Origin of the sequence: Helicobacter felistomachi, from assembly GCF_030296895.1 — a bacterium.
Classification (GTDB): Bacteria; Campylobacterota; Campylobacteria; order Campylobacterales; family Helicobacteraceae; genus Helicobacter; species Helicobacter felistomachi.
Genome location: NZ_AP028022.1, coordinates 1,043,756 through 1,063,012, shown reverse-complemented (window position 1 = coordinate 1,063,012; position 19,257 = coordinate 1,043,756). Strand labels below are relative to the sequence as shown.

At 47.8% G+C, this 19,257-nt stretch carries 19 protein-coding genes, 1 rRNA gene and 2 pseudogenes; 7 read left to right on the top strand and 15 right to left on the bottom strand.

The window, feature by feature from the left end; all coding sequences use genetic code 11:
• The first annotated feature begins 1 nt into the window (after position 1).
• The 4 genes and pseudogenes from QUE23_RS05545 (at position 2) to QUE23_RS10190 (ending at position 1,574) form a co-directional block, all read left to right on the top strand.
• Positions 2-124, top strand: a complete 123-nt coding sequence (locus QUE23_RS05545) for a hypothetical protein (RefSeq protein ID WP_286348039.1) — start codon at positions 2-4, stop codon at positions 122-124.
• 103 nt (positions 125-227) lie between these two features.
• A pseudogene (tnpA, locus tag QUE23_RS05540) lies at positions 228-699 on the top strand (IS200/IS605 family transposase).
• Positions 700-1,119: 420 nt separating this feature from the next.
• The gene (locus QUE23_RS10195; protein WP_286349220.1) at positions 1,120-1,317 is read left to right on the top strand and encodes a transposase; all 198 of its coding nucleotides are present in this window, start codon (positions 1,120-1,122) and stop codon (positions 1,315-1,317) included.
• Positions 1,318-1,331: 14 nt separating this feature from the next.
• Complete coding sequence (locus QUE23_RS10190; RefSeq protein WP_353622215.1) at positions 1,332-1,574, top strand: zinc ribbon domain-containing protein; 243 nt, start codon at positions 1,332-1,334, stop codon at positions 1,572-1,574.
• Between the two features lie 46 nt (positions 1,575-1,620).
• On the opposite strand, the pseudogene QUE23_RS05530 reads toward QUE23_RS10190, so the two are convergent.
• The 15 genes and pseudogenes from QUE23_RS05530 to QUE23_RS05460 form a co-directional block, all read right to left on the bottom strand.
• Positions 1,621-2,408: pseudogene (locus QUE23_RS05530) on the bottom strand (TonB-dependent receptor domain-containing protein); the annotation flags it as partial.
• Between the two features lie 63 nt (positions 2,409-2,471).
• Positions 2,472-3,491 carry a GDP-L-fucose synthase family protein gene (locus tag QUE23_RS05525; RefSeq protein WP_286348101.1) on the bottom strand — a complete coding sequence of 340 codons (1,020 nt, stop codon included), beginning with the start codon at positions 3,489-3,491 and terminating at the stop codon, positions 2,472-2,474.
• Positions 3,492-3,499: 8 nt separating this feature from the next.
• On the bottom strand, positions 3,500-4,069 hold the full coding sequence (locus QUE23_RS05520; RefSeq protein WP_286348100.1) for a carboxylesterase family protein: 570 nt from the start codon (positions 4,067-4,069) through the stop codon (positions 3,500-3,502).
• Positions 4,070-4,094: 25 nt separating this feature from the next.
• The gene (locus tag QUE23_RS05515) at positions 4,095-4,754 is read right to left on the bottom strand and encodes a hypothetical protein (protein WP_286348099.1); all 660 of its coding nucleotides are present in this window, start codon (positions 4,752-4,754) and stop codon (positions 4,095-4,097) included.
• Positions 4,741-6,276, bottom strand: coding sequence for a carbamoyltransferase HypF (locus QUE23_RS05510; RefSeq protein WP_286348098.1), 1,536 nt, complete (start codon positions 6,274-6,276; stop codon positions 4,741-4,743). Before QUE23_RS05510 ends, QUE23_RS05515 begins: the two co-directional genes overlap by 14 nt.
• Positions 6,273-6,812 carry a HyaD/HybD family hydrogenase maturation endopeptidase gene (locus QUE23_RS05505; RefSeq protein ID WP_286349423.1) on the bottom strand — a complete coding sequence of 180 codons (540 nt, stop codon included), beginning with the start codon at positions 6,810-6,812 and terminating at the stop codon, positions 6,273-6,275. Before QUE23_RS05505 ends, QUE23_RS05510 begins: the two co-directional genes overlap by 4 nt.
• Before the next feature lies 1 nt (position 6,813).
• A complete protein-coding gene (cybH, locus tag QUE23_RS05500) occupies positions 6,814-7,482 on the bottom strand; it encodes a Ni/Fe-hydrogenase, b-type cytochrome subunit (RefSeq protein WP_286348097.1) in 669 nt (222 codons plus the stop codon).
• The gene (locus QUE23_RS05495; protein WP_286348096.1) at positions 7,475-9,232 is read right to left on the bottom strand and encodes a nickel-dependent hydrogenase large subunit; all 1,758 of its coding nucleotides are present in this window, start codon (positions 9,230-9,232) and stop codon (positions 7,475-7,477) included. The genes cybH and QUE23_RS05495 overlap by 8 nt, the downstream gene beginning before the upstream one ends.
• Positions 9,232-10,341 (bottom strand): hydrogenase small subunit, encoded by a 1,110-nt coding sequence (locus QUE23_RS05490; RefSeq protein ID WP_286349422.1) that lies wholly within the window; start codon positions 10,339-10,341, stop codon positions 9,232-9,234. Before QUE23_RS05490 ends, QUE23_RS05495 begins: the two co-directional genes overlap by 1 nt.
• 188 nt (positions 10,342-10,529) lie before the next feature.
• Entirely contained in the window at positions 10,530-11,504 is a 975-nt protein-coding gene (locus tag QUE23_RS05485; RefSeq protein ID WP_286349421.1) for a restriction endonuclease subunit S, read from the bottom strand.
• Positions 11,426-12,634 (bottom strand): restriction endonuclease subunit S, encoded by a 1,209-nt coding sequence (locus QUE23_RS05480; protein WP_286348095.1) that lies wholly within the window; start codon positions 12,632-12,634, stop codon positions 11,426-11,428. Before QUE23_RS05480 ends, QUE23_RS05485 begins: the two co-directional genes overlap by 79 nt.
• 20 nt (positions 12,635-12,654) lie before the next feature.
• Positions 12,655-15,318, bottom strand: coding sequence for a type I restriction-modification system subunit M (locus tag QUE23_RS05475; RefSeq protein ID WP_286348094.1), 2,664 nt, complete (start codon positions 15,316-15,318; stop codon positions 12,655-12,657).
• Positions 15,319-15,380: 62 nt separating this feature from the next.
• The gene (locus QUE23_RS05470; RefSeq protein WP_434801974.1) at positions 15,381-15,749 is read right to left on the bottom strand and encodes a LysE/ArgO family amino acid transporter; all 369 of its coding nucleotides are present in this window, start codon (positions 15,747-15,749) and stop codon (positions 15,381-15,383) included.
• A 64-nt stretch (positions 15,750-15,813) separates the two neighbouring features.
• Positions 15,814-15,996 carry a LysE family transporter gene (locus QUE23_RS05465; RefSeq protein ID WP_286348093.1) on the bottom strand — a complete coding sequence of 61 codons (183 nt, stop codon included), beginning with the start codon at positions 15,994-15,996 and terminating at the stop codon, positions 15,814-15,816.
• Between the two features lie 158 nt (positions 15,997-16,154).
• Positions 16,155-17,654: ribosomal RNA gene (locus tag QUE23_RS05460) — 16S ribosomal RNA — on the bottom strand.
• Between the two features lie 547 nt (positions 17,655-18,201).
• Here QUE23_RS05460 and QUE23_RS09995 point away from each other — a divergent pair.
• From QUE23_RS09995 to QUE23_RS05450, 3 genes are all read left to right on the top strand, one after another.
• The gene (locus QUE23_RS09995; protein ID WP_353622218.1) at positions 18,202-18,303 is read left to right on the top strand and encodes a hypothetical protein; all 102 of its coding nucleotides are present in this window, start codon (positions 18,202-18,204) and stop codon (positions 18,301-18,303) included.
• A 181-nt stretch (positions 18,304-18,484) separates the two neighbouring features.
• Positions 18,485-18,820 carry a DNA adenine methylase gene (locus QUE23_RS05455; protein WP_286348092.1) on the top strand — a complete coding sequence of 112 codons (336 nt, stop codon included), beginning with the start codon at positions 18,485-18,487 and terminating at the stop codon, positions 18,818-18,820.
• Entirely contained in the window at positions 18,720-19,235 is a 516-nt protein-coding gene (locus QUE23_RS05450; RefSeq protein ID WP_286348091.1) for a DNA adenine methylase, read from the top strand. Before QUE23_RS05455 ends, QUE23_RS05450 begins: the two co-directional genes overlap by 101 nt.
• The last annotated feature ends 22 nt before the right edge of the window (positions 19,236-19,257 follow it).

Here is a 19,257-nt window from a genome sequence, read left to right as displayed (position 1 = left end):
GGTGGGTAAAGTTGTTTTAGATAACCGCTTTTGGCTCATGTGGCTCGCCTCTGTTGTGGCGGCGTTCTTCTCTATAGAGGTGCATGCGGGCGGGTATTTGGATCGTTACCACGCATGCTCTTGAGAGCATAACAAAAGACAATCATCTTAAAGTGTCAGCTAAGATAATTCTGTATAAATCATATCATTAATTCTATATAAATCATACACTGCATGCAAACTATCAAATACAAGAATACAAGAGCAACAACAATCTTGTCTATACTTGCAAATACCATGCTGTGTGGTGTCCTAATTACAAGAGAAAAGTTCTTGTAAATCAGGTAGAGATAAGATTGAAACAAATTGTTTTAGAAGTGGCACAAGAATTAGAGGTGGAGATTTTAGAAATGGAAACAGAAAGGAGCATAGAAACTCCGCTGCGCTCATTTTGGAGTGATGAAGTTTATTAGAACAGCTAAAGGCAGAAGCAGTCGGCTTTTAAGGCAAGAGTTTGTGCATTTGAGAACAAGACTACCCACACCATGGACAAACTCTTGTTTGATTTCTTCTATAGGGGGGTGCGCCTTTGAAAACAAGTGGAAAGACGATGTTAATCGCCTACAAGCAGAAACTCTACCATGCAAGCAAGCACAAGCACATCAGCAAGCTTCTACGCTTTTATGGCATTTGCTACAACCATGGTATGGCTTGGCATAAGAGATATGAAGGCTCTACAAGAAACACTTAAATCTCTACACTCTGCAAAGCACATCACCAAACTCAATGAAAACAACACACTTTGCTTTTTAAAACTTTGGGTTCTCAAACCTTGCAGGAGTTAGTAGAGAGGATAGACAAGGCTTATCAAAGATTTTTTTAAAAACAAGGCAGACCTCCTAGATTTAACTTGTGCCTGGTGTGTGGAGAAAAACGCCAAGCGTTTTCCCCTAAACCTGCAGGCACTAACAGCGTGGGGCTTGCTGGGTTAAAAACATTTCTCACCTGCTCTCATGGCGCACAAATCCCCTTACCTTTATTTTTCTCTAAATATTGGCCTTTGATGAAATCTTGTTCTAAATCTCTAAAAAGAAAAGAGGCTCGAATCACCGCTTGAAAGCTAGATGAAGGCTTGCTAGATTGCACAGAAAAATCAAAAACCTGAGAACAGACTTTTTCTACAAGCTTGCCAATAGTCTAGCCAGACAATACGCCACTATTTTCATTGAAGACTTGAACTTGAAGGGTATGGTTAAACTTTGGGGGTGCGCAAGCCGAAGGGTTGCGCGTCTAATGCCAAACTGCGAGGACTGTTATAATGCAAGGGCTATCCTCTAGAGAGAAAAACCCAAGTGGTTATAGGTCTCATCAAAAGCGTTGCTTTTGTTCCCAGCTCTAAAACTTGTTCTAGCTGTGGAGCACTTAAAGAGGATTTGAGCCTAAAAGATAGAGAGCGGGCCTATGGTGCCCGCCAAAATTATCTCTCTTGTGGCTTTTCTTTGGATAGAGACTTCAATGTAAGCATTGATGTTCATAGAGAGCGGGCTTGCTCTTGGAGTCAAGGCTGTAAAACATGCCTAGTGGGCAAACCTTGATGATTCCACACTCCCCCTAGCTTTAGCTAGGGGGAGTGTGTCAAGATGTAACATAGGCGTAAGAGAGCTTTAGACTCAGTGCTTCAATGGGGTTGTAAAGAACTGTGGCACTGGGGCTAAAGCCGGAGGTCATGTGGTTGTCACCATCTTTGTCTTTGAGTAGACAGATGTCGTAGCGCGTACCCGCCCCCACGATCAAATTTTTTAAGAAGTTGTAGTTGGCCTGCACATACCCCCCCAATGATGTTGCCCACTCCATAGGAGTTTTGGGGCAAAGAGCGGTAGGCGGGATTGGGCGAGCTCATGTTTTGGTTGTACTCATCACCCGGATCGACATAGTAGTGGCGGTAGGGCAGACCGGGGCCAGTGGGGTCGTTGGGATTAATGTTGCCCGGATACAGACCATTTTTCTTGCCAAGACCCGAGAAGGCGGTCAGGTTTTGGTAATTCGCGCCGTGTTTGAAGACATTGCCATAATCGGGACTAATGGGGTGCTGTACTTTGACATTCAACCCAGAGTTGATCAAGAAAATATCTTTTTGTAAAGTCCTCTCAGCATCTGCATTGTCTAAAGTCCAATCGTTTGAAGCGGAGTTGCTGGCATTGGGCGGAGTCATGTCGTAGGCTTTGTATTTGGGAATCCAGCCGGTGGCGATGTTGCTTGGGCTGAGTTGGTAGCCACCGCCAGAAACCGGGGTGATGGTGCCGTGTTCACAATCGCTCGGATTTTGGCTACACCACTGGTTGACTTCTTGGGGGTAGTAGGGGTTTGGTGGGCTCGTTAGAAGTGACGGCAAAGGGGTTGCGCACGGGGTGGTAATTGCCGTTGCGGACATTTGGGCGGCAACACTCCATGTATTTGCGCTACATTTATAACTTCTAATCCCCCAGCGCGCTTTAAGGGCGCGCTAAATACCAGTCATACACCCCTCTAATCCCCTCTTCTAATTTAATGCCCGCCTTCCATCCTAGACTAGCAATCTTAGACACATCGCAGCACTTTAACAAAGTCCCATCGGGCTTAGAGTCATCAAACACCAACTCCCCCTTAAAGCCCACAATCTCTTTCATCAAATATGCTAAATCTTTAATGCTGATGTCCTTACCTGTACCGATGTTGGTGTGATTAAGCGTGGAGCTAGCTGCTTGGTGTTTTAAGAGAAACAAACAACCATGCGCCAAATCCTTGACATGCAAAAACTCGCGTCTGGGCGTGCCAGAGCCCCAAACTTTGACGGCCTCCACACTGATGCCCTGCTGTTTTAAAAAGCTTAGGGCTTGCTCTCTAGGTAGATTTAAATCCTTAAGCACGGCCTCTTCTTGCTTGTTTTCTAAGAGTTTGGCTAGGTGCAGCTTTCTAAGTAGGGCGGGCAAGACATGGGAGTTTTGCAGATCAAAGTTGTCAAACTCTCCGTATAAATTCGTGGGCATGGCGGCGATGAAGTTTGTGCCATACTGGGCGTTGTAGGCCTCACACATTTTAAGCCCGGCGATTTTGGCGATGGCGTAAGGCTCGTTTGTGGGCTCTAGGGGGCTGGTTAAAAGATACTCTTCTTTAATGGGCTGGGGGCACTCTTTGGGGTAAATGCAAGTCGATCCCAAAAAGAGAAGTTTTTTAACCCCATATTTGTAGGCGTTGTGGATGGTGTGGGTTTGGATCGCCAAATTTTCATAGATGAAGTCCGCCCGATAAGTGTTGTTGGCTAAAATCCCCCCCACTTTAGCTGCCGCCAAAACTACGATCTCGGGGCGTTCTTTTTCAAAAAACGCCTCCACAGCGCTTTGATTGCTTAAATCTAACTCACTATGGGTTTTTAAAATGAGATTGCTGTAGCCCTGCTCTTGCAAACACGCGGTGATCGCGCGCCCCACTAAACCCGTATGCCCGGCGACAAAAATGCGATCACTGCATTGCATACACTCTCCTAGACATTTTTCAAGGTTTGTTTAAAAAGCCACGCCCGGATCGGCTCAATATTGTAAGCCACCTGCCAAGTGCCACGGTGTGCACTCATTTTATCCCCACTTGGCAGACTGCCTTTTTTAAGCACAGCGTAATTGATGGGTGCATTTTTGGCCATCATCTCTTTACAAGCCTGCATGAAGTGCGCTTGATCCCACCTACCATCCCAAACGGCTTTAGCCACTTTAACCCCCCCATGCTCTAATTTTTCGACAATGGCCGTTTGTGCCGGGTAAGCCCCTAGGTCGTCTTGAGAAACCAAAATCCATAGCCTATCATGCACTAAGGGACCGCATAAGGACGCTTTCCACTGCCCGGCAACTAAAAAAGCCCCAGCAAAAAAGTGTGGGTATTTGATGAGCATAGCGATGGACATCATACAGCCCATAGATTGTCCTGTGGTGTAGATTCTAGAGGGGTCTATAGGGTATTTTTGGCACAACTCTTTGACAAGGTGCATGGTAACATCCAGCATGGGCGAAGCGTTAGAGTTGTCATCGACCACGATTTCATTGTATTGCGGGGCAAGCACATAACAAGGGCGTTTGGCTTGCTCTTTAGGGTGCGCCAGGGTGCGCCCAAATGAGCGCGCCCAAACCTTGCAATAAAGTGGCCCGTTTTAAATCGCCCACCACACCTGCATCGTGCATGAAAAGCACGAGGGGGAGTTTTTCTTTAGATTGGGGGATAAACAAATGATAGGGCAAAGTCCTTTGTAAGGCTTGATCTTCAAAGACAAACGCCTTAAAATCCTCGACAATCGGGTAAGACACCCTAGCAAGCCCTAAAGTCCTGTCTTTAATTTTAAGGAGCATTGTCGGGATTTGCAGCTTTAGAGTGTGCTCGGGCTTACCCCCAGCGATAAATTTCCTTTTGGGGTGTGCCTGTGGTTTGTGGTGCTGGATGCTTTCTAACAGGGGCTTAGCCTCCTTAAGCTTTAAAATGACAAAATGTCCGCTTGCGTGGTGGTTTGCGCCCCAAATGTCTTGGCTGATATAGACTTCTTGGAGCACACAGCCCAACACTTGGTAATCCTGTTTGCGTGCCTTAGAAATCTTTGTGTCGTAGGCAATGCTTAGGGTGTCTAGCCTCGCTCCATCACCAAAAACATGCACAATGCCGACCACTTCTTTAACCCGTGCCTGTGCTAAAAGGGGCATGCTAAGGCTTAAGAGAAGCCCCGTCCCCGCCAAAATAAATTCTCTACGCGCCAGCATCTTGGTAATCCATCGCCTTTGTGGGGAAAGTGGGGGGACATTCTTTGGGGAAATACTGCAAACACAAATCCAAAAAGACCTTTTGCAAAAACACTTCTCCACACAGATACACCCGATCGCAGCTAAATTTTGTGTGCGCATCGTAAATGACATTGCCTAAAAACTCGGCTAGAGAATCTAAAATCCCAAAGCACATCGTGGGCGCGTCCGTGCCCCCTAGTGTGTAGCTGGCAGCACTCCTTAAAGTGGGGGTGGGATTAAGACTTAAAGGCTCTTTAGTGAGTTTGAAGTCCACGCGCGGGCCTTTGTTGCGTAAAAAGCTTGTGGCTAGCTCAAAAATGGCGCGGGGGTTATGGGTTTGGCTAAAGCCTAAAACCTGCAAAAGCCCCGCTAAAAAGTCTAAGAGATTTTGGCTAGGCGGGGTTTGCGGGGCTTGCTCTAGGGCTTGGCACAAATCAGGGAACGCCTGTTTATAGTTGGCATAAAGTTTACGCCCCTTAGCATTGCTTTGCAGCTGGGCGAGTAGGGCTTGTGGGTGGGTTTCTTGCTCCACGCTTAAAAGCTGCTTGTAGCCCTCTTGATACACCCAAAAGCAACTAGGACGCTCAAAGTTTAAATAAACGAGTAAATGCGATCCGCTGGGAGCTTCTTGCTGGATAAAGTCTAAAGTGTCCCTAGCTAGGGCGCGCTGATGGGAGAGCATCAAGCCATTTTGCGCCACGCTGTAGATCTGCTCTGGCGTGCTTGGGGCTTTACACACATAGGCTAAATTGGGGGTGCTTTGGGGGGATTTGCTTAAAAAGAGATAGGACACGCCCTTTTCTAGGGCAAAATGGGCCAACAAGGCAAGCCCTAAATCATAGGGCAAACAAGCATCTATTTCTAAACGCCCAAACTCTTTGGCAAAGACCTCCTTAAGTGCTGTGCGGATCGTGGGCTTTTCATAGGTGCATAGCACCTGCGCGCTCTTAGGCTCTAGGCGGGTTATTGACAACACGCTGGCTAGGTCCATGAACAACACGCTGGCATCTTTTTGGGGCGTGGGTGAAAGGGTGATTGTCCCCCTAGAAGTTTGCACCACAAGCTGCCCGACTTGCAAGGTCTGCACCGCCTTTTGCATGGCTTCTTGCACTTTAGCGGGGGTTGCCAACTCTTGGTTTTGATAACTTAGGCTCTCAAAATGGGCTTTGGGGGCACAAAAGTCTTGATGCTTAGGGTCTAAAAAGTCCTTAGCGCAGCTGATGTCAATGGGCGGGCAAGCGACCTCTTGATCTTGCCACTTTAAAGACTCTCTAGTCACCTCTATGCCCGTAAAATTAAAGCTAAAGGCTAGGGGCAGGCGTTGGCTTAGTTCTGTGGCAAAGTTCTCTGCCTTTTTAGGGGGAGCTTTTAGGTAAAAGACCTCTTTGCTCGTGGCGTAAGGCAGCCCCTGAGCGTGGGCGTGGTGCGCCATAAAGTCCATGAACAAAGCAGCTAGCTCAGTTGTGCCGACAGATTTAAATTTAAACGCAAAAGCTTTCATAGAGCGATCCTATAAGAGTTGTTGGCGATTTCTTGTAAACCCAAAGGCTTTAGCTTTGGTGTGGCTGTAACGCCCCACGCTTGCAAAATCTCTAGGGCTTTGGTTTTAGCAGTCTGTGCGCCTTCTAACATGGCGGGGCTCAAGTTAAAAGTCGTGCTGTCTGGAACGATCTTGGGAATCAGTCCGATGATGGTCGTGGGGGGCAGGTCGCCCATTAAAGCGGTGAGCTTTAAGGTTTGCAACATCTCCACCTCGTGCGCGCTGCCCGCCCATGTGATGTTGGGGGGGATTTGCACAAAATCAAAGCAAAAAACTTCACCCACCTGCGCCCCCTCCACGCTCACACAATCTAAGAGCAAAATTTGATCGTACTCCACAATCCAGGGGATCAACGCCTGCGCCATCGTGCCCCCATCCATAAAATCTAAGTCTCGTCCGCTAAAGGCGTAGTTGTGTTGCAGTTGATGACACAAATGCACCCCCACCCCCTCATCACCTAGTAAAATGTTGCCGATCCCAAGCACTAAAATTTTCAGGCTAATCTTTCACATAGCGGATGCCGCTTACCATCACATCCGCCCCGCCATCGGGGAACTTAATAGAGTGGAAAACGACCATGTAAACATGCACGGGGATGAATAGGCAAATGCCCCAAGTCGCCAAGTGGTGCAGGTAGCGCACATTAGACAACCCCCCGCACAGCACTTCAAACCACTTAAACAAAGGCTCTAGCACCCCGCCTAGCCCCAAGTGGTAAACATTGTAATACAGCACCAAGCCACTTAAGATGATGAGGATCAGCAAGACACAAAGTGTCAAATAAGCCACAAATTGTATGGGGTTATAAGCCCCTTTGGCATGGATAGGTTTAGCGATCCAAAAATACACTCTAAATTGTCGGATCCATGCTCTAATGCTAAGCACATTCTTAGCGGCTATGCGTTCTCGGTAGCTTTTTCGATCAAAGAAAAAGAGATAAAAACGGAAAAGACAAATGGCGATCAAAAGAAAGCCTAACATGGTGTGGGTGCTTCTAATGTAGGCTTGCAACAAGCCCATGTGCTTATACACGCTAGAGTGGGGGGCTAGGAAGGGGTAGGCGATGTAAAAGCCTGTGCCCATTAAAGCAAAAATTGCCAACGCCCGCCCCCAGTGGAAAAAACGCACAAGACCGCTAAATTCTTGTGTTCTGTGGTAACTATCCATGTTGTCCCCCCTTGTCAAAACGGGCAAAGCTGGGATCGACCCTAAACTCTCCAAAGTTCTGCCCCTTGCTGTCGATGACATGCACGGAGCAGGCGATGCAGGGGTCAAACGAGTGAATCGTGCGGATGATCTCTAGTGGCTGAGTCAAGTCGGCGAGTCTTGTGCCAATGAGACTCATTTCATAGGGCCCCTTTTGCCCCTTAGAATCTCTAGCCCCCGCATTCCAAGTGGAAGGCACCACCGCTTGGTAATTCTCCACCACGCCGTTTTTGATCCGCACCCAGTGGCTAAGCATCCCCCGGGGCACCTGCCCGATGTAACGCCCCTTGTATTCTTTATCTTTATCGATCACATAGGGGGCACAAGTGCTTTGATCGGATTTTAAATTTTCTACCAAAGAGTCCCAAGTCTGCAACCCATTGTCCACTAAAATTTTTGCCTCCAAACAACGCGCCGCCGTGCGCCCCAGCGTGCTAAAGATCGCCTCAATGGGTAATCCCGTGTCTTTTAAAAACTGCGTGGCGACTTTCGTGGTGTAGGGGTTTTTGGCCGCAAGCCCCACGGCTAAGGACGCTAAGGGCCCCACCTCCATAGGCATGCCGTCGTAGCGGGGGGATTTGATCCACGAGTATTTATTATGTGGGTCTAGCACCTTGCTTTTTTCTAATTTGCCGCTAAGGCCCACACTCTCGCCGTCTTTAAAGCCCGTGTAATGGGGGTTGGTTTGGCCATCGTAGGGGTGTAGCTGGACTTCTTTAGTGTTGTTGTATTGATACCAAGAGTGAGTCACCTCTTCTTTAATCAAGTTCTCATCAATGGCATGCAGGGTGTTTAAATCGCCATTGAGTACAATCCCCGAGCTTAGTAGGTGCTTGCCCCGGCTCAGCAAGATCTCTTCGTAGGCAATGAAGTTTTTAAGCCCACAGCCATGCAGCACGCTGTCCTCTTTGTTAAACATGGCCGCTGCCATGACAATGTCTGGGTAGTAGGCCCGTTCAACAAAGTCTTTCACGGTTTCGAACTTGCTCTTCCACTCAGCTAAACGGGTGGGATCGAGTACATCCATGACAGAAGTGATCCCGCCCACAGTTAGGCTTTGGGGGTGGGGTTGTTTGGCCCCAAAAATGGCGGTCATTTTGGCAGCCTCCCGCTGGATGGCCAGCAATTTTAAATAGTGGGAGAGCACGATTAAATTTTGTTCGGGGCTTAAGTGGTAGGTCTTGTGCCCATAGTAGCCATTGTTAAAGGGCCCTAGCGCGCCCTGCTTGGCAAAATCACCCACGCGCTTTTGCACCTCTTTAAGCTCATCCGCCCCCGTGCCTAGAGGGTATTCGCTGTAATGAAAGGCGATTTGACTCGCTTTCTTGGGGTCTGCTTTAAGCGCACTGAGTAGGTCGCACCAATCCAGGCCATGCAAAGTGTAAAAATGCACCACATGATCGTGCAACAAGAGCGCAATGTTCATTAAAGAGCGCACCAGTTGGGCATTTAGGGGAGGTGTGATGCCTAGAGCGTTTTCTACGGCACTGATGCCCGCCTTGTAGTGCGAATAGGTGCAAACCCCACAAATGCGCTGCGCGATGAAGCCCGCATCGCGTGGGTCGCGGTGCTTGATGATCGTTTCTAGCCCCCTAAAGAGCGTGGAGGAGGAAAAGGCATCGGTGATGACATTGTTATCGTCCACCACCACCTCGATGCGTAAATGCCCTTCAATGCGCGTGATCGGGTCTACAATGATTTTCTTAGCCATTAAGCGTCCTTGTCTTTATTAAGCCCTGAGATCAAAGCGTGCGCCGCAATGCCAATTGCGCTCGCGCTCAAAGCCACCACGCCCACAGTGTCGGCGACCTTATCTGCCCCCGCCCCTCCAAAGGCGGTGGTTACAGGCACAATCAAGCGGTTAGAAATGGGCTCTTCAAAGGGGCTCATGGTGTCCCAAAAGTTAGGCTCAGAGCAGCCAATGCAACCATGTCCGGCCTGAATGGGCCAAGAAGTGTGGGAGTTGAAGCGTAGTTTTGAGCAGTTGTTGAAGGTGTAGGGTCCCTTGCAACCCACTTTATACAGACAAAAGCCATTTTTGGCGTTTTCATCGCCGAAGTGCTGCACGAACTCACCGGCGTCAAAATGCCCCCGTCTTTCGCAAAGGTCGTGCACGCGGTGTCCATAGGCCCAAGTGGGGCGGTTGTAAGCGTCTAAACGGGGGAGCGTGCCAAACATCAAGTAATAGATGATGTTGCCCACAATGTTCTTTTCACTCGGAGGACAACCGGGAACATTCACGATGGGCTGGGAGATGATTTTATCTAAGGATTGGGCGTTTGAGGGATTGGGGTAAGCCGCTTGCACGCCTCCAAAGCTCGAACAAGTCCCAATAGCAAAGATCGCCTTAGCGTGCTTGGCGGCATGGATGCACTCTTGTGCGCCTGTGCGCGCCTGTGCACCCATCGTTAAAAAATACTCTGTGCCTTTAGGAATCCCCCCCTCCACCATTAAAATGTAATTGCCCTTGTGCTTTTCAATCGCCTCTTCTAGACTCAAATCCGCCTGGTGTCCGCTGGCAACCATGATGGTTTCGTGGTATTCCAAATTGATGTAGTCAAAGATCACGCTGTCAATGCTGGGGTCTTCGCTCCTTAGCAAGCTCTCGCTGCAGCCCGTGCACTCGGCCATGTGCAACCAAATCACGGGCAGGCGGTTAGCCACCTCCACGGCTTTAGCCGTTAGGGGGGTGAAACTGGCAGGCAGGGCAAAAGTGGCGGTCATCGCCCCCGCCCATTTGATGAAGTCGCGCCGCTCAATGCCGCTTTTCTCCATTTCCTCGTGGATGTTTTTGTCGGCATTGTGGGCGGTTAAAGGCATCAAACTTTCTAAGCGGTTGGATATGTTGTAAAAAAGCGTATCGTGAGACTCTAGCATCAAATCTCCTAGTCTTAAAATAAGGACTTAATGATACAGCAATCCAAATATCAATGGGCTTAAGTTTTGCTTTTTTTGGGCACAAAATGAGTGAGAAGGTAACATGCTTTAAACCCTCACCTCATCTTGGGCTAAGTCCCCAAATGCCTTTTTAAAATGGTGCTCTCTTGTCCCTCTAGAGTTTGGGCTTGGGTGTGTAGGGCGGTGATTTTTTGCTCAATGTGGCTAAACACACGCACGATTTTCTCTTGCACTTGCAGAGGCGGGAGGGGGATTTTAAGGGCTTTAAAGTCCTCTGTGTTGAGGCTGGGGTAAGAAGCTTTAGGCATGCGCTCTTGCATTTGGCGCATTAAGTCCGCTGAAAACATGAATAAAAGGTAGAGAAATTTAGAGTTTAGGCTCTCTTTGCCCTGCAAAATCGCAAAGCCTGTGGAAAATAGGGTATGGGGCGTGCTTGCCTCAATGTAGGCAAAGCCTTTTAAGTAGGGGCGCACGCTGGAGATAACCACGCTATCACTAGGGGCTAGACGGCGCGCCCTTGTGGGGAGTTGCTTGCCCGCTATAGGGGGGTTTAGGCGGATGTTGCCCGTGCCATTTTCCACGCAATCGATGTCGATGTAGTGGTAGGCTTGGCTCTCTTGGCTAGGGTTATGGCTGTGTTGGTTGAGGGCACAATGCGCCTCTAATTTGACAAAATCCCATCCTTGAGCTGGAGGGGTGGGGAGGTTTTCTAAAAGCGTGGCTAGGGTGGGCTTTAGCCCCGTTTTTTCTAGGGTGAGTGTGAATAGGGCTAGGTAGGACTCTCTTAAGGCTTTGGCGCGTTCTAAATTATTTAAGATTGTTTTAAGTTTTTGCGATCTCTCTCTCTCTCTCTCTTGGCCTAAAAACTCTTGTAAGATTTCTTGCTCTTTGCCTTGCATGGTGGCGATCTCTTGATCGAGCCGGGCGATTTCTTGCTCGATTTGGCTAAGCACAGCCACGATTTGCTCTTGCGCCTCTAGGGGCGGGAGGGGGATTTTAAGGTCTCTCACCCTTTGGAGTGAAGCCCGTAAATTGCGGCAAAAGCCTTGTTCTTGCCCGACTTGGTGCAGGGCGTAGCGTAAGATTGGGGTTTTAATGTTGGCATCAAGGGGGCGTAAGATTCCGCAGTGGTCGGTCGGGTAAAGGGGGTGTCTTTAGGCATGTAGGCGGTTATCCAATCCCCGTCAATGCCCCACAGCACGCAATCGCTGTTGTAATCCTCTAATAATTCTTGATTGGTGTAGCCAAAGGGCTTAGACACATTAGCACTATAAACGGGGATTGTGCCCTGTGGGTTTAGCTCGCTGTCTAAAACCCGTTTGCCTATGCTTAAATAGAATTGCTCGGGGTTGCTAAGACGCACCATTTCCCACCCCCCCGCTGGCGGGCTGGGTAAGTTTTGCACTAAGCTTTTGAGCTCCTCTAGCTTGGGCTCTGTGGTTGTAGGGTTTGTCAGCTCTAGGTTAAGGCGCTCTAGGGTTTCTAGGATTGTTGCAATTTGAGGGGCTTTGTCTTGCACCACCCCGCAAACCCCTAAGACTGCCAAAATTAAATTTTGGTAATTCCGGATGCCCTCTTGCACTTCCTTAGCGCGTTTTTCTACTTGGGCGCACGTGGCGATGATCTGCTCTTGCACTTCTAAGGGCGGGAGGGGGATTTTAATGTCTCTCACCCTTTGGAGTGAAGCCCGTAAATTGCGGCAAAAACCCTTTTTTTGTCCTGCTTGGTACAAAGCGTAGCGTAAAACTTTAGCTTTGATATTGGGGTCAAGGGGGCGTAAAACCCCGCAGTGGTCTGTAGGGTAAAAGGGGGTGTCTTTGGGCATGTAGGCGGTCATCCAATCCCCGTCAATGCCCCATAGCACGCAATCGCTGTTGTAATCCTCTAATAACTCTTGATTGCTATAGCCAAAGGGCTTAGACACATTGGCACTATAAACGGGGATTTTGCCCTGTGGGTTTAGCTCGCTGTTTAAAATACGCTTGCCTATGCTTAGGCTAAATTTTTGCGGGTCGCTCAAACTCACCAATTCCCAGCCACTAGCGGGGGCTAGGTCATCTTGCTTAGGGTTTAAACTAATCGCCTTGTCTAAAACACTTTTAGAAAAGTCAATAAGCCCGCTTAAAGGGGTGCTAAAGAGTTGGTAGCCTTCGGGGTCTGGGTCCCTATAGGGGCTCAAGTCGGGGCTGGGGGTGTTGGTGAGTCTTGCATACATAAAATTTTTAAAGGCGTGGGCTAATTTAGTGGGGTCGTCTGGGTCTTAGGGGGGTGATATAGGGGGATTAAAATGTGCTTGACGCTTTGGATATTGCTTAGGGCCTCATTGTCTAGGTCCTCTGTGCTTTGCGAACTGGTGTATTTGATGCCCTCATCGCCCTTGCGCTTGCTCCAATCATAGCCCAAGAACTCGATGATCTTTGGCTTGCTTTGTTGCGGGCTTTTTAGAATCAGCACCTCCTCGCCCTGAATGCTGGCAAAAAGGCGCATTTTTTCAAGCTCTAGGGCGTGCATTTGCGCCAGGGCTTGCTCTCTTTGCCATGCCTTTAAGGTGTCTTCGTAGTCTTTGCTTTTAAAATACGCGTTTTGTTGGGTTTTGCCCTTTTGCTTGTCTAGGTCTTTGGTATAAAAGCTAGAAGCTTTAAACCACTCTTGTTTAAGTCCCTCTGTGGGGAGCTTTTTTTTAAAGGTTTTGGGCTCTTTGGCGTGAAAATCGCTCAAATACTCACTAAAGCTCTGCTCTAGGGCTGGATTTAAGTTTTTGCCCGCCATGAAGGCTTTAAAGTCCTCCAAGCCATAGCCCCTAAAGGTGCAATATTCCTCTAAAAACCCCACTTGGGTGAAGTCGCCCTTTAAGCCTGTGCCCTGAAAATTAGCCTCTTGTAGGGCGTTGATGAGGTCGTGGCTGTATTTTTTGGTCTTTTGGGCGAATAAAATGATGGTCTGTGTACCTGTGCTCCCAAAGGTGCGTGCATTGAGCTCCACAAGCCCTAAGATTTTAAAATGCTCCAAAAGCAGGGCGCGGGTCTTTTCATAAATCCCCCCTTTTTGCAGGACACTCACGGGCAGAATGAGGGCAAACACCCCGCCCTCTTTTAAAAAGTGCCATGCCCGCTCGATGAAGAAACACTCGATGGCGTTGTGGCTCTCATAGCTCTTTTCCTCCACGCTGTGGTGCAAATCATAACTTTTCACCACGCTAGACTCTAGAGTGCTTAAAAAGCCCTTGACGGAGTAGGGCGGGTTGCTTAAAATGCAATCAAAGCTGTTGGGCTCAAATTCTAAACTATGGGCTTGGTGGATGTGATCTAAAGCGTCTTGGAAGATGATTAAAGAGGGGCTTTTGGGGTTATGGAAAATGCAGGCGAGTTTGGCGACTTTGGAGAGGTCTTTGTTTTTTTCAATGCCATAGACTTTCGCGTCCTTGTGGCGTGCTAAAAATTCGGTTAAAAAATGCCCCGCCCCGCAGGCAAAGTCTAAAACTTTGGGATTGCTCGTTAGAGGGGGCAGGGCGTGGATGATAAAATTCGTGATGGGCGTGGGGGTGAAAAAGCGGCCTTCGGTTTGGTGGATGGAGCGGTTTAAAAAACCTTCAAAGAGGTCGCCTAAAAATTGGTTATTCTCGCTCTTGCAGATGTAGAATTTTTTAATCAAGTCTGCCACTTGCACCAGGATTTTAAAATTGAGCTGGAACTCCTCCTCGTTTTCAATTTCGATGAAGTTGAATTTTTTAATGTTGAAGTATTTTTGTTTGTCAAAGAGGGCATCGAGGTCTTTTTTAAATTTGCCCTTGTAACGCTTGGCTCTGTCAAAAAGTTTAGCGATTTCCTCTTTTTTGACATTCACCACCTTTTTGTTAAACAGCTCTTCCACTCCCTTGGCGTAGAGGTCTAAGAGGCGATCGCAGTATTTAAGGGGGCTGTCTGCGGCTGGACCCTTGTAGTAAAAGTCTAGACTTTGATCTTCCTCTTTTTTGCCTTCGTTTTGTAACTCGTCCATGACCTTACATAAGAACAAATCCACCAAGATGTAAAAGCTGTTTTCGTAGTTGCCAATGGAGTGATGGCGTAAAATCGTGGCGAATTTGTGGTAAATTGTGCTGATTTTCTCATAGGGCACGGCTTCTAGATCGCTTAGGGTGTAGCGTTTCTGGCCGATGTGGTAGGGCTCGATGTTCTTGCCAAACAGCCCCGATTCCATGCTTTCGCATTGGTAGGTTTCGCTCCACGCGCGGTAATAGTCATGAGCGTTGCCATGATTCTCATCGCTAAAGCCACGCTTTTGGTCTTTGATTTTCTGATTAGCATTGATGAGGTTTAAATATTCCTCATTGTCTTTGGTGTAAATGATGTGCTTTTCTGTGTGCAGTTTAGAGGCTCCAAAGCCAAAGGCTAGTAAGCACAAATAGGGAACCTTATGCACGGCGTAGTAGCTGAAAAGTTGCCCCCCGTTTTTGAGCGTATTAGTCCACTCTTTGTTAAATTCCTCTCCATAGGTTTTGTTTTCAATAAGGATCAAGGGTTTAAACTCTTGATCGAGCACCAAAATGTCTCCATAGGCTTTTTGCCCATGCCCGACCTTAAAAGTGGGCTCTAACATGATGTGCTTGGGGGCGTAGCCTTTTTCTAAAAGTTTATGCACCGCCACCAAACAGACAAAGTTTTCGTTTGCGCTGAAATTGGTTGTGGTGCTTCTGTGGATAACAAAACCCGTGCTGGGGTGCTCAAGGCCAGGGTATTCTCCCTCTTTAAAATTTGGGTCTTTCGGGTCGTAGGTGATGCTCTGCGCCTGAAAATCCACCACGATTTTCGCCTCGTTTGCGTAGGCGTGGGTGAAAAGCTCGCCCTCTTGATAGAAGCCTAGGGCTTGCAAAACTTCTTTGAGATTGTCTTTTGTGATCATGGCGTGCCTTTTAGGATAAAGTGGGTATTTTAGCGGATTCTTGGAGGATTAGGATTAGGGGGTTAGTGCCACACTAAAAGCCAAACATAGCGCATCAGCGAGAAGGCCACGAAAAACATGATGGCAGCGATGAGGAGGTCTAGGAGTCTGGTGATTTTAATGAGAATCTGGCTTAATTTAAACGCCCCATAGCCCAAACCAAAAAACCACAAACAAGATGCGCTAAGGGCCCCTAAGGCAAAGAGGAGCTTTTGCTCAACGCTAAACATCAATGCGGACGCGCCTATGACAAAAACGGTGTCGAGATAGACATGGGGATTTAGGAGTGTTACGGCTAAAGTGAGTAAAATTGTTTTTCTAAGAGGTAGGGGATTGGATTGGGAAAATTTGGGGGCGATTCTGCTGTAAATGCCGCCTTTAAAGAGATCCATCCATAATACAGGACAAACAAAACACCAATAGACGCGATGAGTAGGTTTAAGATTTTGTTCTTGGCTAAAAACCCCCCACGCCAAACACCCCAAGCCCCATCAAGACCACATCACAGATAAAGCAAATGCCGCTGACGATAAAAATATGATTCTTGATCATGCCCTGCTTGATGATGAAGGCGTTTTGCACCCCAATCGCCACAATGAGCGATAAAGATAAAAAGAATCCCTTTAGGAAAAATGGCATGGTCCGATCCCTACAATTTTAAAGTCGCCACTCTTAATATAAAGTTCGTGAATTTTTGGAAAATTTTTCGTGGGGATTCAAAAACATCCCTAACACCCCAGCAAGAGAGCCTTGAGCCTTGTCTTCAAGACAGCAAAGTCTTGAAGAGTTTCTCTAAGAAAGGAGGTGATCCAACCGCAGGTTCACCTACGGTTACCTTGTTACGACTTCACCCCAGTCGCTGTGTGTGCCGTGGGCAGTAGCTGCTTTAGCATCCTGACTTAAGGCAAACACAACTCCCATGGTGTGACGGGCGGTGAGTACAAGACCCGGGAACGTATTCACCGCAACATGGCTGATTTGCGATTACTAGCGATTCCAGCTTCATGCAGGCGAGTTGCAGCCTACAATCCGAACTGAGAGATGTTTTTAAGATTGGCTCAGCCTCGCGGCATTGCATCTCTTTGTGCATCCCATTGTAGCACGTGTGTAGCCCTAGGCGTAAGGGCCATGATGACTTGACGTCGTCCTCACCTTCCTCCTGCTTACGCAGGCAGTCTTCTTAGAGAGCTCAGCTTAACCTGTTAGCAACTAAGAAAGAGGGTTGCGCTCGTTGCGGGACTTAACCCAACATCTCACGACACGAGCTGACGACAGCCGTGCAGCACCTGTTTTCAGGGTCTAGCAAGCTAGACACTCCGCTATTTCTAGCAGATTTCTTCAATGTCAAGCCTAGGTAAGGTTCTTCGTGTATCTTCGAATTAAACCACATGCTCCACCGCTTGTGCAGGTCCCCGTCTATTCCTTTGAGTTTTAATCTTGCGACCGTACTCCCCAGGCGGGATGCTTAAGGCGTTAGCTGCATTACTGGGAGGACAAAGCCCCCCAACAACTAGCATCCATCGTTTAGGGCGTGGACTACCAGGGTATCTAATCCTGTTTGCTCCCCACGCTTTCGTGCAATCAGCGTCAGTATTGTTCCAGCAGGTCGCCTTCGCAATGAGTATTCCTCTTGATCTCTACGGATTTTACCCCTACACCAAGAATTCCACCTACCTCTCCCACACTCTAGGGTTGTAGTTTCAAATGCAGTTCTATGGTTAAGCCATAGGATTTCACATCTGACTTACAACCCCGCCTACGCACTCTTTACGCCCAGTGATTCCGAGTAACGCTTGCACCCTCCGTATTACCGCGGCTGCTGGCACGGAGTTAGCCGGTGCTTATTCGTGAGATACCGTCATTATCTTCTCTCACAAAAGGAGTTTACAATCCTAAAACCTTCATCCTCCACGCGGCGTTGCTGCTTCAGGCTTGCGCCCATTGAGCAATATTCCCTACTGCTGCCTCCCGTAGGAGTCTGGACCGTGTCTCAGTTCCAGTGTGTCCGTTCACCCTCTCAGGCCGGATACCCGTCATTGCCTTGGTGAGCCTTTACCTCACCAACAAGCTGATAGGACATAGACCAATCCTTTAGCGATAAATCTTTCCCCCGTAGGGTAATATTTGGTATTAATCACCATTTCTAGTGGCTATCCCAAACTAAAGGGCATGTCATCTATGCGTTACTCACCCGTGCGCCACTAATCCGCCTAGCAAGCTAGGCTTCATCGTTCGACTTGCATGTATTAGGCACGCCGCCAGCGTTCACTCTGAGCCAGGATCAAACTCTCCATAAAGTTAAGTTTATCCTAAACTGGCTCTGTGCTGTTAGATTTCTCTACAGCACACAAGATTACTCTATTAGACAAGTTGTGTCAAAAACTAGAGTCCTTAAAGCCAAAACAAAATGTAAAAAACAAATTTGGCCACAAGACTCTCTTGCTTGGATGTCAAAGAACACATTTAGTTAGACTAAACACCTTGCAACAAACAGCAAGCTTTAAAACTTTTCGCATTGCCCTTTTTTGTTGCAAAAGCGCATTATATGCTTTTAAAGCTTAAGGGGGGCTTAAAGTATAGAGAAGGGTTTAAAATCTGCGTGGTGAATTTTGTAATCTGAGATTAAGAGAACAAATGGCAAAAGCGAACGGCAATATGTGTCCTTGCAGACCCGTTACCGCTATATATTAAATATTTTGTAATAATGCAAATAGCCTTCATCATGAAGAGGAGGGGTACCACCCCAATTTCCACTAAAAAGAGCTTGATGAATCAAAAAATCCAACACAAGCAGAGTTACTTGAAGAACTCGCGCAAGCTGACAATTAAGGCATCAGCCGTCGGGTGTGCGTGAGCGAATTTGAAGGGCGTTATAAAAGTCTTATGCTGGGCAATGGCTTGAGTTGGGGGCGTGGCAGCAACTACTTAACAAAAAATACCGCATAGAAACAGACAAAAGCTAAATCCCGGACAACACCATCGATCACATCCGTTGACTGGGTTCAACACAGATGTCTCTATTTAACCGAGCCATTAGAAAAGACATAGAGAGGCTTGAGAAAAAAGCCCTGTGTCACTTTAGGCTTTGTGGGGACAAGCGAGAACATAAAATAACATAGATATAGAAGTGGGCCGACTCTTTAAAAACCACGCCAAACAAGTGATCAGCAACGACAAAGAGTTCTATAGTTTTGTGCTCGCCAAACACTACATAGAAAACACCAAACCTTTAAAGCGGGCACAAATGCTGATAGATGAGCTCAACCACTTACCCCCTTTGGCGGGTAAAATCTACCAACACTACGCTTTGGGGGGCGGAGAAGGCAGGCAGTATTTCAGCGACCACAACGCCTTAAAAATCGATGCCATGCGTACCCAAATCGACAAATGGCACACACAGGGGGGCGACAAGTTTAGCCGAACATTATTTTTTACTCACTTCGCTTTTAGAAGTGGCGGATAAAGTCGCCAACACCGCTTGTGTCTATGGAGCATTCTTAAAGAAGCTCAAAAAGAGCGCACAGCAAGATTTGATCTTGACCCCCGCCCCCTTCATCTTAAGCCCCAACCCCCATCATGCCTACCACACAGACGCTAAGGACATCATCTGTCAACTACAAACCGACATTTTATACTTAGACCCCCCCTATAACCAACGCGAATATGGGGCAAACTACCACATCTTAAACAGCATTGCCCTATATGACAACTTCACTCCACAGGGCAAGACGGGGCTTAGGGCGTATGACAAGTCTGCATGGTGTAAGAAATCTTTAGCCCCCCAAAGTCTAGAACATGTGATTAAACACACGCATGCCCGCTTTGTGTTTTTGAGTTACAACATGGATAAGCGAACAACCGTAGTGGATTTCAAGTAGTAGTTAGCACACCAACATTGGA

Coding starts and splice junctions, on each gene's coding strand:
- QUE23_RS05525 (WP_286348101.1), bottom strand. CDS start 3,491: ATGCAATGCAGTGATCGCATTTTTGTCGCCGGGCATACGGGTTTAGTG.
- QUE23_RS05515 (WP_286348099.1), bottom strand. CDS start 4,754: ATGCTGGCGCGTAGAGAATTTATTTTGGCGGGGACGGGGCTTCTCTTA.
- QUE23_RS05510 (WP_286348098.1), bottom strand. CDS start 6,276: ATGAAAGCTTTTGCGTTTAAATTTAAATCTGTCGGCACAACTGAGCTA.
- cybH (WP_286348097.1), bottom strand. CDS start 7,482: ATGGATAGTTACCACAGAACACAAGAATTTAGCGGTCTTGTGCGTTTT.
- QUE23_RS05495 (WP_286348096.1), bottom strand. CDS start 9,232: ATGGCTAAGAAAATCATTGTAGACCCGATCACGCGCATTGAAGGGCAT.
- QUE23_RS05490 (WP_286349422.1), bottom strand. CDS start 10,341: ATGCCTTTAACCGCCCACAATGCCGACAAAAACATCCACGAGGAAATG.
- QUE23_RS05480 (WP_286348095.1), bottom strand. CDS start 12,634: ATGTATGCAAGACTCACCAACACCCCCAGCCCCGACTTGAGCCCCTAT.
- QUE23_RS05475 (WP_286348094.1), bottom strand. CDS start 15,318: ATGATCACAAAAGACAATCTCAAAGAAGTTTTGCAAGCCCTAGGCTTC.
- QUE23_RS05470 (WP_434801974.1), bottom strand. CDS start 15,749: ATGGATCTCTTTAAAGGCGGCATTTACAGCAGAATCGCCCCCAAATTT.
- QUE23_RS05465 (WP_286348093.1), bottom strand. CDS start 15,996: ATGCCATTTTTCCTAAAGGGATTCTTTTTATCTTTATCGCTCATTGTG.
- QUE23_RS05450 (WP_286348091.1), top strand. CDS start 18,720: ATGCCATGCGTACCCAAATCGACAAATGGCACACACAGGGGGGCGACA.